The organism is Phytomonospora sp. NPDC050363 (assembly GCF_040655735.1).
Lineage (GTDB): Bacteria > Actinomycetota > Actinomycetes > Mycobacteriales > Micromonosporaceae > Phytomonospora.
Genome location: NZ_JBFAKK010000010.1, coordinates 235114 through 248183 on the forward strand (window position 1 = coordinate 235114; position 13070 = coordinate 248183).

At 69.5% G+C, this 13070-nt stretch carries 16 protein-coding genes; 9 read left to right on the forward strand and 7 right to left on the reverse strand.

Going from position 1 to position 13070, the window contains the following annotated elements; genetic code table 11:
- Nucleotides 1-14 precede the first annotated feature (14 nt).
- Nucleotides 15-404 (reverse strand): phage holin family protein, encoded by a 390-nt coding sequence (locus AB0I28_RS26345; RefSeq protein ID WP_357497625.1) that lies wholly within the window; start codon nt 402-404, stop codon nt 15-17.
- A 203-nt stretch (nt 405-607) separates the two neighbouring features.
- On the opposite strand from AB0I28_RS26345, the gene AB0I28_RS26350 reads away from it, so the two are divergent.
- From AB0I28_RS26350 to AB0I28_RS26365, 4 genes are read left to right on the forward strand one after another with little or no spacing between them, the layout of a single operon-like run.
- The gene (locus AB0I28_RS26350) at nt 608-799 is read left to right on the forward strand and encodes a hypothetical protein (protein WP_357497627.1); all 192 of its coding nucleotides are present in this window, start codon (nt 608-610) and stop codon (nt 797-799) included.
- A gap of 11 nt (nt 800-810) precedes the next feature.
- On the forward strand, nt 811-2064 hold the full coding sequence (locus tag AB0I28_RS26355; protein WP_357497629.1) for an ion channel protein: 1254 nt from the start codon (nt 811-813) through the stop codon (nt 2062-2064).
- A 57-nt stretch (nt 2065-2121) separates the two neighbouring features.
- On the forward strand, nt 2122-2640 hold the full coding sequence (locus tag AB0I28_RS26360) for a DUF6069 family protein (protein WP_357497631.1): 519 nt from the start codon (nt 2122-2124) through the stop codon (nt 2638-2640).
- Between the two features lie 4 nt (nt 2641-2644).
- Nucleotides 2645-3118: a hypothetical protein gene (locus AB0I28_RS26365; protein WP_357497633.1), complete on the forward strand. Its 474-nt coding sequence runs from the start codon at nt 2645-2647 to the stop codon at nt 3116-3118.
- 49 nt (nt 3119-3167) lie between these two features.
- On the opposite strand, the gene AB0I28_RS26370 is transcribed toward AB0I28_RS26365, so the two are convergent.
- The 5 genes from AB0I28_RS26370 to AB0I28_RS26390 all read right to left on the reverse strand — a co-directional run bounded on the left by AB0I28_RS26370 (nt 3168) and on the right by AB0I28_RS26390 (nt 8291).
- Complete coding sequence (locus AB0I28_RS26370; RefSeq protein ID WP_357497635.1) at nt 3168-4034, reverse strand: amino acid ABC transporter permease; 867 nt, start codon at nt 4032-4034, stop codon at nt 3168-3170.
- A gap of 14 nt (nt 4035-4048) precedes the next feature.
- On the reverse strand, nt 4049-4696 hold the full coding sequence (locus AB0I28_RS26375; RefSeq protein ID WP_357497637.1) for an amino acid ABC transporter permease: 648 nt from the start codon (nt 4694-4696) through the stop codon (nt 4049-4051).
- A 61-nt stretch (nt 4697-4757) separates the two neighbouring features.
- Entirely contained in the window at nt 4758-5678 is a 921-nt protein-coding gene (locus AB0I28_RS26380) for a glutamate ABC transporter substrate-binding protein (RefSeq protein ID WP_357497639.1), read from the reverse strand.
- A gap of 54 nt (nt 5679-5732) precedes the next feature.
- Nucleotides 5733-6491 carry an amino acid ABC transporter ATP-binding protein gene (locus AB0I28_RS26385; RefSeq protein WP_357497640.1) on the reverse strand — a complete coding sequence of 253 codons (759 nt, stop codon included), beginning with the start codon at nt 6489-6491 and terminating at the stop codon, nt 5733-5735.
- A gap of 228 nt (nt 6492-6719) precedes the next feature.
- Nucleotides 6720-8291: a cellulose binding domain-containing protein gene (locus tag AB0I28_RS26390; protein ID WP_357497641.1), complete on the reverse strand. Its 1572-nt coding sequence runs from the start codon at nt 8289-8291 to the stop codon at nt 6720-6722.
- A gap of 120 nt (nt 8292-8411) precedes the next feature.
- On the opposite strand from AB0I28_RS26390, the gene AB0I28_RS26395 reads away from it, so the two are divergent.
- From AB0I28_RS26395 to AB0I28_RS26415, 5 genes are read left to right on the forward strand one after another with little or no spacing between them, the layout of a single operon-like run.
- Nucleotides 8412-9350, forward strand: a complete 939-nt coding sequence (locus tag AB0I28_RS26395) for a DMT family transporter (protein WP_357497643.1) — start codon at nt 8412-8414, stop codon at nt 9348-9350.
- Between the two features lie 40 nt (nt 9351-9390).
- A complete protein-coding gene (gene def / locus AB0I28_RS26400; RefSeq protein WP_357497644.1) occupies nt 9391-9936 on the forward strand; it encodes a peptide deformylase in 546 nt (181 codons plus the stop codon).
- Nucleotides 9937-9979: 43 nt separating this feature from the next.
- A complete protein-coding gene (gene fmt / locus AB0I28_RS26405; protein WP_357497646.1) occupies nt 9980-10906 on the forward strand; it encodes a methionyl-tRNA formyltransferase in 927 nt (308 codons plus the stop codon).
- The gene (locus tag AB0I28_RS26410; RefSeq protein ID WP_357497647.1) at nt 10903-12237 is read left to right on the forward strand and encodes a transcription antitermination factor NusB; all 1335 of its coding nucleotides are present in this window, start codon (nt 10903-10905) and stop codon (nt 12235-12237) included. Before fmt ends, AB0I28_RS26410 begins: the two co-directional genes overlap by 4 nt.
- A 30-nt stretch (nt 12238-12267) precedes the next feature.
- Entirely contained in the window at nt 12268-12696 is a 429-nt protein-coding gene (locus tag AB0I28_RS26415; RefSeq protein ID WP_357497649.1) for a hypothetical protein, read from the forward strand.
- A gap of 55 nt (nt 12697-12751) precedes the next feature.
- Here the strand turns inward: AB0I28_RS26415 and AB0I28_RS26420 are convergent, their stop codons facing one another.
- Nucleotides 12752-12910, reverse strand: a complete 159-nt coding sequence (locus tag AB0I28_RS26420; RefSeq protein ID WP_357497651.1) for a hypothetical protein — start codon at nt 12908-12910, stop codon at nt 12752-12754.
- Nucleotides 12911-13070 lie beyond the last annotated feature (160 nt).

The following is a 13070-nucleotide window of genomic DNA, read 5'->3' on the forward strand; positions in this document are numbered from 1 at the left end:
ACCTAGGACACGCCCTAGTCGGCGGCGGTCGTCGCCTTGCGCGGGAGGAAGGCCCCCACGATCCAGCTGACCAGCGTCACGATGATCGCGCCCCAGAAGGCGGCCCAGAAGCCGCCGACGTGGAAGGGCAGGTTGATCTGATCGGCGAGCCAGCCGGTCAGCCAGAACATCAGCGCGTTCACCACGAAGGCGAACAGGCCGAGGGTGAGCACGTAGAAGGCGCAGCCGAGGATCTGCACGATCGGTTTGATCAGCGCGTTGACCACACCGAAGATCAGTGCGACCACCAGCAGCGTCATGAAGTTGGCGAAGGCCCCACTCCCGGTGACGTCGATGTCCGGGACGATGACCGTCGACAGCCATAGAGCACCGGCGGTCAGCAGGAGCTGGACGATGAAACCCACGGGTTCTCCTCTCCGCCCGCGGCCTCGCCGACGCCCCGCCGGCCGGTCCACCGGCTGGCCCCAGCCTAGGCCCGCAACCGGTCGATAAGCATGGAAATCGATCCCTTCCGGATGCACGGTCGATATCAGGCGAAACACGCCACTTCGGGGGCACTCGCGGATATGGTCGACTTGTGCCACAGGATCGAGGAGGGGGCGAACGGATGCTCGACGCAGCCGCCGGCCCGCTCCCGGCCGCCATCGGTATCGCGATCAGTCCGGTCCCGAACATCGCGGTGGTCCCCACGCTGCCGTCGGTCGCAACCGTGACCGCACCCGCTTTCGCCATCGGGAGGCCGCAGGGGATCGCCGTGATGGCGCCGCCGGGCTCTCTCCCGGCCGCGACCTTCGGCTAAGGGAGACCCTCATGGGCCGCACCGACGTGCGCGCACTGCTTCGCGTGTCGCCCCTGGCGCTCGCCGTGGGCGTCGGCTGCGCGCTGATGCTCATCGCCGCGTCGGAACTCGCCGAACTGCTCGAGCACCTCGTGTGGACGAGCCTTCCCGATAGGCTTTCCATCGACGGCGACGGACCGTGGTGGATCCTCGCGGTGCTCACGGCCACCGGCCTCGCGGTGGGGCTCGTCGTCTGGAAGTTGCCAGGCGGCGCCGGCCCGGACCCCGCGACGATGTCCCTGGTCGGCGCCCCGCTGCCCCCTTCGGTGGTCCCCGGCCTCCTGATCACCCTCGTACTCGGTCTCGCCGGTGGCGTCAGTCTCGGCCCGGAGAACCCGATCGTCGAGACGAACGTCGCCCTCGCGGTCTTCCTCGGCATGCGGGCCTTGCCCGGCCCGGGTGCCGCCTCCTGGGTGGGCATGGCCGTCGCCGGAACGATCGGCGCGATGTTCGGCACGCCGGTCGCGGCCGCGCTCACCCTCACCGAGGCGGCCATGGGCGAGCCGGGCAAGCCGCTATGGGATCGCCTGTTCGCCCCGCTGCTCGCGGCCGGGTCGGGCGCGCTGACCCTGCAGCTGCTGGAGGGGCCCGACTTCACCGTCGACCTCGCCCCCTATCCGGGTCTGCACGCCCTCGACCTGATCTCGGCGCCACTGGTCTCGCTGGCCGCGGCGGCTCTGGGATTGCTGGCGTGCCTGGCGTTTCGGCCCGCGCACCGGCTCTTCCACACGTTGCGGCATCCCGTCCTCATCATCACCGCCGGAGGCGTCGTCCTGGGCCTGCTCGGCATGTTGGGCGGGAAGATCACGCTCTTCAAGGGCCTGTCCGAAATGCGCGAACTCGCCTCCGACGCGGGCGCATATACCGTCGGAGGCCTCGCGCTGATCATCGTCGTCAAGTTGGCCGCGCTCGTGGTCGCCGGGACCAGCGGCTTCCGCGGCGGCCGTATCTTTCCGGTCGTGTTCACCGGTGTGGCTCTCGGCCTCCTCGTCACGGCCGTGTTCCCGCGCGTTCCCGCGGCGCTCGCGGTCGGCTGCGCCATCCTCGGACTCACCATGGCCGTCTCCCGGCTGGGCTGGCTGAGCATCTTCATGGCAGCCACCGTCGTCGGTGACGTCGGGCTCCTGCCGTTGCTCTGCCTGGCCGTCCTGCCCGCCTGGCTGGTCCTGGCCAACGTCCCCCAGATGGAGATCACCGAGCCCGCCAGGTCCTCACCGGCGGCTTGACGCCGGGATTCGCGCGTTCCTCCGACCGGGAAGCCCGGCATTGGTCACACTGGACCCATGACGACATACCGGCACCAACCGGGCGAACCCTATGAAGAGGACGCCTCGGCCGCTTCCAGGATCAACGCCGGGCGACTGTGGAGCGGCGGCGTCGCCGCCGCCGTGATCGCCGCCGGACTCGCCATCGTCGGGTACCTGATCGTCAAGGGCCTGCTCGAACTGCCCATCCTCGGCGTCGACGTCGACGGCGCCGTCGCGCAACCGGGCATGTTCACCTACGCGCTGATCTCCGCGCTCGCCGCTCTGCTGGCGACCGGCGTGATGCACCTGCTGCTGCTCGGCACCCCTCGGCCGTTCCTGTTCTTCGGCTGGATCGTCGCGCTCGGCACGATCATCGCGATGCTGATCCCGCTGCTGGCGGTCGACCGGCTGGCGACGGGCGCGGCGACCGCGGCGGTCAACCTCGTGATCGGCATCGCCATCGGCGCTCTGGTCGGCGGATCGGCCAGGGCGAGCCTGCGGGTGCCGGTGCGGCCCGATCCGGCGGACCCGTTCGCTCCGCGTCCCGGCCTGTAGCGCGGTGGCCGTCTACCGGCAGGCGCCCGGCTCCACACGGGAGCCCGGCACGAGTCCTTATGCCCGCGCCCTCGACATCCGGCGCTTCTGGACGGGTTGCGGCATCACGGCGGCGGTCGCGGTGGCGATCGCCGTCACGGGATTCATGGTCGTCCGCTCGGTGCTCCAGACGCCCGTCCTCGGCGTCAGTGTCTACGCCGGCGTGACCGAGCCGTCCGTCCTCGGCTACGTCGTGGTCGTCGCGGCCGGCACGGGCGTCGCGGGACTCCTGATGTACATGCTCGTGATGGGCAGCCCTCGCCCACTCGTGTACTTCAGGTGGATCATGGCCCTGACACTGGTCTGGACGGTTCTTCTGGCGCTATTCGCGAGTGACGACCGGAGAACGGGCCTGGTGACCGCCGGCCTCAACGTGCTGATCGGGATGGTGGTGTGGCTGGGTGCGGTGGTCGCCGCCCGGCTCGCGCTGCGGGCATGAGAAAACCCGGCCGCGCGGGGCGCGACCGGGTTCTCGCCGAACTTCTCGCTCAGGCCTCGGTGAGTGCGACCGGGGCCGTGACCGCCGCGGCGGTCTTGGGCACCTTGCGGCGCATCCGCACCTCGATGAACGAGACCAGCTTCGACAGCACGTAGGCGATCACGAAGTACACGATCGCCGCGACCAGCAGGACCTGCAGGAAGGAGTTCGTGTAGTACGAAGCGGTCTGCTGGCTCATCTTGAGCAGCTCCGGGTAGGTCACGATGTAGCCGAGCGCGGTGTCCTTGAGCAGGACGACCAGCTGGGCGAGGACCGCCGGAAGCATGTTGCGGAACGCCTGCGGGAAGACGATCAGGCGCAGGACCTGGCCGTGCCGCAGGCCGATGGCCTGCCCTGCGGCGGCCTGCCCCGAGGGCAGCGCGTTGATGCCGGAACGCAGGATCTCGGCGAGCACCGCGCCGTTGTAGATCGACAGACCCGCGACGACGAACCAGAAGCCGTCGATCGAGGTCCCCGTGGTGTTGCTGACGGTGTAGGGGACCCAGATGAGCAGCAGTACCGGGATGGCCCGGAAGAACTGGACGTAGACGCCGGCGATGAAGCGGACGAACTTGATGGGCGAGATGCGGCCGAAACCGACCAGCGCGCCCAGCAGCAGCGCGAAGACGCTGGCCAGCCCGGCGGCCTTGAGGGTGTTGAGCAGGCCGGGGATGTAGGTGTTCTCGATGACCAGGGCGTCGAGGGCGTCGACCCAGCGCGAGGACTCGAAGAAGCCCTTGGAGTCGAGTTGCAGTCCCGCGAGGGCGAGGATCGCCAGGATCACCACGAGGCTCAGCAGCGAGTAGATCAGGACGCGCCTGCGGCCGCGCGGGCCGAGCGCGTCGAACAGGACGGTGCTCTTGGAGGGGTTGCTCATGAGATCTCTTCCCGCTACCGCGCGAACGCCGCGCGCTTCTCGGCCCGGCTGATGAACCAGCTCGTGGGCAGGTTGATGATCAGGTAACAGGCGATGATGCCGCCGACGACGATCCAGACCGACGCCATGTCCTGGTTGATCATCAGTTCGGTCTTCGCCGCGAGCTCCTGGAAGCCGAGCACCAGGGTCAGCGCGGTGTTCTTCACGAGAGCGGTGTAGAGCGTGCCGAGCGGCGGGATCACGGTGCGGAAGGCCTGCGGCAGGATCACGTGCCGCAGCGACTGGCCGAAGGTGAGGCCGATCGAGCGGGCGGCCTCGGCCTGCCCGAGGGAGATCGAGTTGATGCCGGAGCGCAGGGTCTCGCCGACGAACGCCGAGGTGTACATCCCCAGTCCGATCAGTGCCCACTGCCACGGGTCGAGCTGCAACTGGAGCTTGGGCAGCCCGAAGCCGAACAGGATGAGGATCACCAGCAGCGGGGTGTTGCGGAAGAACGCGGTGTAGGCCTGCGCCGCCCATTTCGCCGGCGGGGCCGGACTCACCTGCATCATCGCCAGGATCGCGCCGAGCACCAGTGCGACCGCGAACGACGCGACCGACAGCCACAGGGTGTTCCAGAACCCGCTGGCGAACATTTTGAAGACCAGCTCGGGGTTAGGCAAGGTCACTCCTCCAGGGACGAATGGTGCCCGCCCTCACCAGGGCGGGCACCATCGGTGAATCTCAGTAACGCACGACCGGCGGGGGCGTGGGGGTCTTGGCGCCGGCCTTGCCGAGGGTGCCCTCGAAGGCCTTGATCCAGTCGCCGTTGGCGTAGGCCTCTTCGAGCATGTCGTTGATGAAGTCGCGGACTTCCTTGTCACCGTGCTTGGTGGCGATGCCGTAGGGCTCGGTGGTGAAGGTCTCCTCGGACACGCGGAAGGTGTCGCCGGAGGTCGACTTGAAGCCGAAGAGGATCGGCAGGTCGGTGCTCAGCGCGTCGTAGGTGCCGTTCTCGACGGCCTCACGGCAGGCGGAGTAGTCGGCGAGGGGAGCCGACACGTCGGCCTTCGCGTTGAGCTTCTGGAGGTTCGTCAGCGAGTTGGAGCCGACGGCCACGCAGACCTTCTTGCCCGAGAGGTCCTCGAGGGTGTTGATGTCGGTCTTCGACGCCAGCGTCAGGATGCCCTGGCCGGTGACGTAGTAGGGACCGGCGAAGTCGACCTTGAGCTTGCGCTCGTCGTTGATCGTGTACGTGGCCGCGAGCGCGTCGATCTTGCCGCTGGCCAGGTACTCCTCGCGGTTCTTGGAGATGGTCTCCACGAAGCGCAGGTTGCCGCTGTCACCCTCGGTGTAGCTCGCGCCGAAGATGCGCTGCGCCAGGAGGCGGCCCATCTCGGTGTCGAAGCCCTCGAGCTTGCCGGTGGCCGGGTTGCGCTGGCCGGTGGTCGGCTGGTCGAACTTCGAGCCGAAGTTGATGTAGCCGCGGTCCTTGATCGCCTGCAGAGCGGCGGGGAGTTCCGTGGCGGCCGGCATCGTGTACGTGATGGCCTTGGTGCCCGGGTCGGCGGACTCCTGGTCCTCGCTCGCCTTGCCTTGACAGGCGGTGGCGACCAGGGCGACGGCCGCGAGGCCGATCAGGGCCAGTTTGCGATGCATTCGCATGGTGCTTGTTCGTTCCTTCCAGAAGGGGTTACCGCGTCCTTGGGCAGGACCGGGCTAGTGCGACATCACCTTGGACAGGAAGTCTCGGGCGCGTTCGCTCTTGGGATTGCCGAAGAATTCCTCCGGCGGTGCGATTTCGACGATCTGGCCGTCGGCCATGAAGATCACTCGGTTCGCGGCGCGGCGGGCGAAGCCCATCTCGTGGGTCACCACGATCATGGTCATGCCTTCGCGGGCGAGGTCGATCATGACGTCGAGGACCTCGTTGATCATCTCGGGGTCGAGGGCCGAGGTCGGCTCGTCGAACATGATGACCTTGGGCTCCATCGCCAGGGCGCGGGCGATCGCCACACGCTGCTGCTGGCCGCCGGAGAGCTGCGCGGGCAGGGCGTTCGCCTTGTCGGACAGGCCGACGCGGTCGAGGAGGACGCGGGCCTTCTCCTCGGCCACCTTCTTGGACAACCGGCGGACCTTGATCGGCCCGAGGGTGATGTTGTCCAGGACGGTCATGTGGGCGAAGAGGTTGAAGTGCTGGAACACCATGCCGACGTCGGAACGGAGCCTGGCCAGTTCGCGTCCTTCGGCGGGGAGCACCTTGCCGTCGATGGTGATCTCGCCGGTGCCGATCGTCTCAAGCCGGTTCACCGTGCGGCACAGGGTGGACTTTCCCGAGCCGGACGGGCCGATGACGACGATGACCTCGCCGGCCTGTACCTCAAGGTTGATGTCCCGGAGGACATGGTTGTCGCCGAAGTGCTTGTTGACTCCGGACAACCGGACGAGCGGCGTTTCCGCCGTGGTCTGCGCTGCCATGGGAGCACCCTACGAGGTGTGGCCCCGATTGCCTATTCGGGGACTGTTTCGTGACCAACCCGTTGTATGACAGGGATCCAGCCGCTACCCAGACGTGTCGGAACAGTGCTTTCCGTGCGGTATGCGTGCGCTGTGGAGGATCCCAATCACTGACTCCACGGCCTTGACAAGGATAGATGGGCGTGAATGGGACGGCGGCCGGGCAGGCCGCCGTCCCGTTTCGCCGGGTCAGCCCGCGAATCCCTTGAAGATGTTGGTGAACTCGTAGAGGGACTGGGAGATGCCGCTGCACGACGGGGAGAGCCCGCCGCCGGGGCATCCGCCGTTGTCGCGCCCGACCGACCAGAAGCCGATGAAGCCGATGTGGTTGCTCTGCGCCCAGCTCAGCAGGGCGCGGGCGTGGGCCTGGGTGGTGGTCATCCCGGTGTCGTTTCGCCCGATCATGGGCGTGATGCCCAGCTGTGCCTTGATCTGCGCGTCGGACTTTCCCGGCCAGATGGTGCGCATCTGGGCGAGGGTGGCGTTGGCCGCGGCGATCATCGCCTGGCCCCAGTCGCCGCTGTAGCCGAAGTTCATCAGCATCGGGTTGACGATGGGGGACAGGCCCTTGGCCGCGGCGTCCTGGAGGATCTGCACCGAATAGGGGTCCATGCCGTAGTCCTGGCCCTGGATGCGCATCGTGTAGCTGACGGTGGTGCCGCGGGTGTCGACGAGCCGCTTCAGCGCGGTGTTGACCATGGCGTGCGGGATGGAGGCCTCCACGTCGACGTCCAGGTGGTTGCTCCCGGTGGCGTCGAGGACCTTGACATAGGCGTTGTAGAGCGCGTCGGCGGTGCCGCACACGTTCTCCAGGTAGGGGCCCATGGCCCCTCCGGAGGCGATGACGACGTCGCCTCCCATGCCCCGCAGCTGGTCGACCTGCCCGATGATGCGGGGCTCCTTGAGCGGGATCGTGCCGCCCCACTGCGGGTCGCAGCCCAGAGACGAGCCGAGGATGAACGCCAGCGTGAAGTGCTTCTGGCCGGTGGCCGAGGCGACCTGCGGCAGCGTGGGCGACTCGCGGGTGATGTCGATGTAGGGGGCGACGTGGATGTCGCCGGCCGGCGGGACGGGATCGTCGGTGTTGGTGCGGCCGGAGACGGCGGCGCTGTAGGCCGAGGCGTTCCCGGCGGAGTCCTTGGCGCGCACCTTGAAGGCGTAGGCCGTGTTCTGGGCGAGGCCGGTGACGACCGTGGAGGTGCCCGACACCGCGACGGGCGCGCCGTTGTCGCGGGAGAGCTCGTAGGCGGCGACGGTCCCGGAGTTGTCGGTCGAGGGGGACCAGGAGACCGTCAGGCTGTTGCCGGTCGGGCCGGCGACGGTCAAACCGGTGGGCACCGACGGGGGAGTGGTGTCGTCACCGGGCGGTGCGCCACCGCAGTCGGCGCCGTTGAGGGTGCACGACGCGGGCGCGCCTGCTCCGGCCGAGACCCAGCCGAAGGCCGCCGTGCCGCCGGGCGCGATCGTGCCGTTGTACTCGCGGTTGACGGCGGTATAGCGTCCCGAGCCGTTGTTGGTGACCAGCGCGTCCCAGTACGAACCGACCGTGGTCCCCGAGGGCAGGGTGAACACCACGTTCCAGGCGCTGATGGGCGTCGTGCCGGTGTTGGTGATCGTGTAGCGCCCGGTGTAGCCGGACGCCCAGCTGTTGTCCTTGCTGAACACGGCCTTGGCGGCGGCCGCCGCGTTCGCCGGTGCGGCGGGCAGCAGGGCGAGTAACAGGGCGGGGATGAGCAGTAGCGCGATTCGCTGGAGCTTCATGGTGTGTCCCGAGGTCGAAGCTGTTAATTGAGTTAGCAGTAAAGTAGGCCCTCGGTGCCGAGCGACACAAGGGCACTGGAAAGAAACCGCTGAGTGCCGCGGGTGGCAGACTTGCCGCCCGTGACCGCCGAAACCCCACTTCGCAGAGCCGCCCCCGGCATCGCCATGGCGGTCGCCATCCTCGCGGTCTCCTCCTCGGCGCCCATGGTGGTCATCGCCAACGGCGACGGCGGCGTCCCCGCCCTCGCCGTCGCCTTCTGGCGCAACGCCCTCGCCGTCGCGGTCCTCGTTCCCGTCGCCCTGCTCTGGCGCCTCCCCGAACTGCGTGCGCTCACCCGCGCCGGGCTGCGCCGCTGCACCGTCTCCGGCGTCGCGCTGGCCGTGCACTTCGCCACCTGGGTCCCCTCGGCGGTCCTCACCGACGTCGCCACGGCCACCGCACTGGTGTCCACCTCGCCCCTGTGGACCGGCCTGTTCGCCGTCGTGCGCGGCCACCGGCTGCCCCGCTCGACCTGGATCGGCATCGCCGCCGCGGTGGCCGGCGCGGTCCTGGCCACCGGCGCGGGATTCACCGTCTCACCCACCGCCGTCCTCGGCGACGTGCTCGCCCTCATCGGCGGCATCGCCGCCGCCGTCTACGTCACCGTCGGGCAGCGCGCACGCGAAGAACTCTCCACCGTCGGCTACACCGCGATCGTCTACTCGATCGCCTCCGTCGGCCTGCTCGCGGTCTGCCTGGCCAGCGGCACGGACCTGTGGGGCTATGCGGCGGCCGGATGGGTCGCCCTGGTCGGCCTCACCCTCGGCCCGCAGATGCTCGGCCATTCGCTGGTCAACTTCGCCCTGCACCGCATCGACGCCACCGCGGTGAGCCTCCTTCTCCTTCTCGAAGTGCCCGCCGCCGCCGTCCTCGGCCACATCCTCCTCGACCAGACACCCCCGGCCGTCGCCGTGCCCGGGATCGCGCTGATCATCGCCGGAGTCGCCGTCGCCCTCCTCGGCGATGGCCTCGCCCGGCGTTCGCACCGCCGCAAGGACCGTTCGGCGGCGGCCGCATAGACTCGTTGGTCGGACGAGTTCGGATAAAGAGGCAGGCGACGTGACAGTTCAAGCCATCAGGCTCTTCGGCGACCCCGTGCTGCGCACACCCGCCGACGCCGTGGTCGACTTCGACAAGCAGCTCCGCAAGCTCGTCAAGAACCTCATCGACACCATGCTCGACGAGGGCGGCGCCGGCCTCGCCGCACCGCAGATCGGCGTCGGCCTGCGCGTGTTCGCCTTCGACGTCGACGACGTCGTCGGCCACCTGGTCAACCCCCTCCTGGAGTTCCCCGACGAGGAGGAGCAGGAGGGCCCCGAGGGCTGCCTGTCCATCCCGGGCCTCTACTACGACACCGTGCGCCGCCAGAACGTCATCGCCAAGGGCTTCAACGAGTACGGCGACCCCATGCAGATCGTCGGGACCGGCCTCATGTCGCGCTGCATCCAGCACGAGACCGACCACCTCGACGGCGTCCTCTTCCTCGACCGCCTCGACGCCGAGACCCGCAAGCAGGCGATGAAGGACATCCGCGCCGCCGAGTGGTACGACGACGGGCTCCAGGTCAAGGTCAGCCCGCACGATTCGCAAGGATGCTTCCTCTAGCGTCGGCTAGGTTGCGTGCAAGGACCTGATGGGGGATTAGCGGATGCGATTGATCTTCGCCGGGACGCCCGAGGTGGCGATCCCGGCTCTTAACGCGATCGAGGCCGGCGGCCACGACCTGCTCGCCGTGGTGACCCGGCCCGACGCCAAGGTCGGGCGAGGCCGGAAGACCTCGCGCTCACCGGTGGCGGCCTGGGCCGACGACCGCAATGTCGAGGTGCTCACACCGGCCAAACCCCGTGAGCCGGAGTTCCTCGACCGCCTGCGCGAACTCGCCCCCGACTGCGTCCCCGTCGTCGCCTACGGCGCCCTCGTGCCCACCTCGGCGCTGGAGATCCCCCCGCACGGCTGGATCAACCTGCACTTCTCGCTGCTGCCGGCCTGGCGCGGCGCGGCGCCCGTCCAGCACGCCGTGTGGCACGGCGACGAGATCACCGGCGCCTGCGTCTTCCAGCTGGAGAAGGGCCTCGACACCGGCCCGGTCTACGGCTCGGTCACCGAGCCGATCGGACCCGCCGACACCTCCGGCGAGCTCCTCGGCCGCCTCGCCGACAGCGGCGCCGGCCTGCTCGTCACCGTCCTCGACGCGATCGAGGCCGGCGCCGCCCGCGCCGTCCCGCAACCCGAGGACGGCATCAGCCTCGCCCCCAAGATCACCGTCGAGGACGCCCAGGTCAGGTGGACCGACCCGGCCTTCGCCGTCGACCGCAAGATCCGCGCCATGACCCCCGCGCCCGGCGCGTGGACGCTGCGCGCCGGACAGCGCGTCAAACTCGGACCGGTTCGCCCCGACCCGCAGGGCCCCGTCCTGGCACCCGGCGAGGTCGCCGTCGAACGCGGCACCGTCCACGTCGGCACCGCGACCATGGCGGTGCGCCTCGGCGCCGTCCAGCCCCCGGGCAAGAAGCCCATGCCCGCCGACGCCTGGCTGCGCGGCAACCCCTTCGCGAACGGGGAGCGCTTCCAGTGAAAGCAGGATCGGGCCGCAGCGCCACCTCGGACGACCCGCGCAGCATCGCCTACGACACTCTCGCCGCGGTCACCCGCGACGACGCCTACGCCAACCTCGTGCTCCCCCGGCTGCTCACCGAGCGCAAGGTGATCGGCCGCGACGCCGCACTGGCGACCGAACTCGCCTACGGCGCCTCGCGCGCCCGGGGCACCCTCGACCGCATCGTCGAGTCGGTGACCGGCCGCGAGACCGCCAGTCTCGACCAGCCCGTCGCCGACGTCCTGCGCCTGGGCGCCTACCAGATCCTCTACACGCGGGTCCCGGCCCACGCGGCGGTGACGACCTCGGTGTCACTGGTCCGCAAGGTCGCCGGGCACCGCCCGGCTGGATTCGTCAACGCCGTGCTCCGCAAGATCTCCGCGCGGCCCCTCGACTCCTGGCTGCACAAGCTCAGCCCCGCCGACCCGGTCGCCGCCCTCGCCCTGCGCCACGCGCACCCCGAGTGGATCGTCCGCGCCTTCGCCGAATCCCTCGGCGACGACTCCGAACTGCCGTTGCTCCTTGAGGCCGACAACACCGCCCCCGCCGTGCACCTGTGCGCGCGACCCGGCCGCGTCGACCGCGACGAACTCGTCGCGGCGACGGGCGGTGAACCCGGCACGCTGTCGCCCTACGCGGTGATCCTCCCCGGCGGAGCGCCCGGCGACATCCAGGCAGTCGCCGACGGCCGCGCCCACGTCCAGGACGAAGGCAGCCAGGCCGTCGCGGCGGCCCTCGCCGAAACGCCGCTCGACGGCCGTGACGAACGCTGGCTCGACCTGTGCGCCGGACCCGGCGGCAAGGCCGCCCTCCTCGGCTCGCTCGCCGCCCTTCGTGGAGCCGCGCTCGACGCCGTCGAGGTCAGCACCCACCGCGCCAGGCTCGTCGAGAAGTCCGTCGCCGGACTCCCGGTGACCGTCCACCAGGCCGACGGCCGCGCCTTCGGCGAGGACGGCGGCTACGACCGGATCCTCGTCGACGCCCCCTGCACTGGCCTGGGCGCACTGCGCCGACGCCCCGAGGCGCGCTGGCGGCGCACGCCCGCCGACGTCGCCGACCTCACCGTTCTCCAGGAGGAACTGCTCGCCTCGGCCGTGCGGCTGCTCCGCCCCGGCGGGGTCGTCGCCTACGTGACCTGCTCCCCGCACCTGGCCGAGAGCCGCGCGATCGCCGACGCCGCCGAAGGCGTCGAGGCGGTCGATCCGCGTCCGCAGATCAACGCCGCCGGCCTCGGACCGCAGCCCTATGTCCAGCTGTGGCCGCACCGACACGGCACCGACGCCATGTTCCTGGCACTCCTCCGGAAGTGAAGTGTCGGACCCGCGCGGCACAATGGGCGAGTGACCTCAAAGGACATCGCGCGGGGCGGTGACTTCGCCGCGCTCGCGGCGTACGTGAAGGACTACCGGGCCGGCGGCTACGAGGTGGCGACAGTCACCGAATCGGTCTGCGCCGCCTGCGGCGGCCGTGCCTTCGAACTCGGCGTCGACGACGAGGCCGGCTGCGCCGAACGCCACTGCGTCGCCTGCGGAGATCTCACGCTGATCGCCGACAGCGTCGACTACTGGCCCGAGGCCCAGCCGGAGCAGTGCGAGTGCCCCTGCGGCGGTGAGGTGTTCGCCGTGGCCGTCGGATTCGCCGCCGCCGAGGACGACGAGGTGCGCTGGGTCAGCATCGCCCTGCGCTGCCTCAAGGACGACCGGCTCGGCGTCTACACCGACTGGAAGATCGACTACACGCCCTCGGGGCATTTGCGGGACATGGCCTGAGCTTGTCTTTTAACCTGTTGCCGCACTGTGGGTGTGGATTTTCGTGGTGTCGCGCCTACTCGTAGCCGCTGGCGTTGAGGAGGGCGGCCGCGACGGTCTGCCAACCAGGGTCTTGGGTGCTGTGGCTTTCGAGCACGGCTGCTAGGGCCTCAAGGAAGCGGTCGAGGGTGTGGTTCTCCCACTCGCCGGGGTGACGGTGGAGGTCGTCAAGCATCGCCTGGATGACGCGTGTGGTTCCGGCGGCAGACGTGGCTTGGGCAAGCATCTCGGGTGGGACATCAGCACGTCGGCCGGTCTGGGAAGGATCCATGAGAAGGCAGGATACGCAGCTCATCGGCGTGGCCCAGATCAGTGTTGGTACCGGGTTGCCTGGT

Excerpts from the sequence above, each read along its gene's own strand:
- AB0I28_RS26350 (WP_357497627.1), top strand. The coding sequence starts at position 608 with ATGCTCGACGCAGCCGCCGGCCCGCTCCCGGCCGCCATCGGTATCGCG.
- AB0I28_RS26355 (WP_357497629.1), top strand. The coding sequence starts at position 811 with ATGGGCCGCACCGACGTGCGCGCACTGCTTCGCGTGTCGCCCCTGGCG.
- AB0I28_RS26360 (WP_357497631.1), top strand. The coding sequence starts at position 2,122 with ATGACGACATACCGGCACCAACCGGGCGAACCCTATGAAGAGGACGCC.
- AB0I28_RS26370 (WP_357497635.1), bottom strand. The coding sequence starts at position 4,034 with ATGAGCAACCCCTCCAAGAGCACCGTCCTGTTCGACGCGCTCGGCCCG.
- AB0I28_RS26380 (WP_357497639.1), bottom strand. The coding sequence starts at position 5,678 with ATGCGAATGCATCGCAAACTGGCCCTGATCGGCCTCGCGGCCGTCGCC.
- AB0I28_RS26385 (WP_357497640.1), bottom strand. The coding sequence starts at position 6,491 with ATGGCAGCGCAGACCACGGCGGAAACGCCGCTCGTCCGGTTGTCCGGA.
- AB0I28_RS26390 (WP_357497641.1), bottom strand. The coding sequence starts at position 8,291 with ATGAAGCTCCAGCGAATCGCGCTACTGCTCATCCCCGCCCTGTTACTC.
- fmt (WP_357497646.1), top strand. The coding sequence starts at position 9,980 with ATGCGATTGATCTTCGCCGGGACGCCCGAGGTGGCGATCCCGGCTCTT.
- AB0I28_RS26420 (WP_357497651.1), bottom strand. The coding sequence starts at position 12,910 with ATGCTTGACGACCTCCACCGTCACCCCGGCGAGTGGGAGAACCACACC.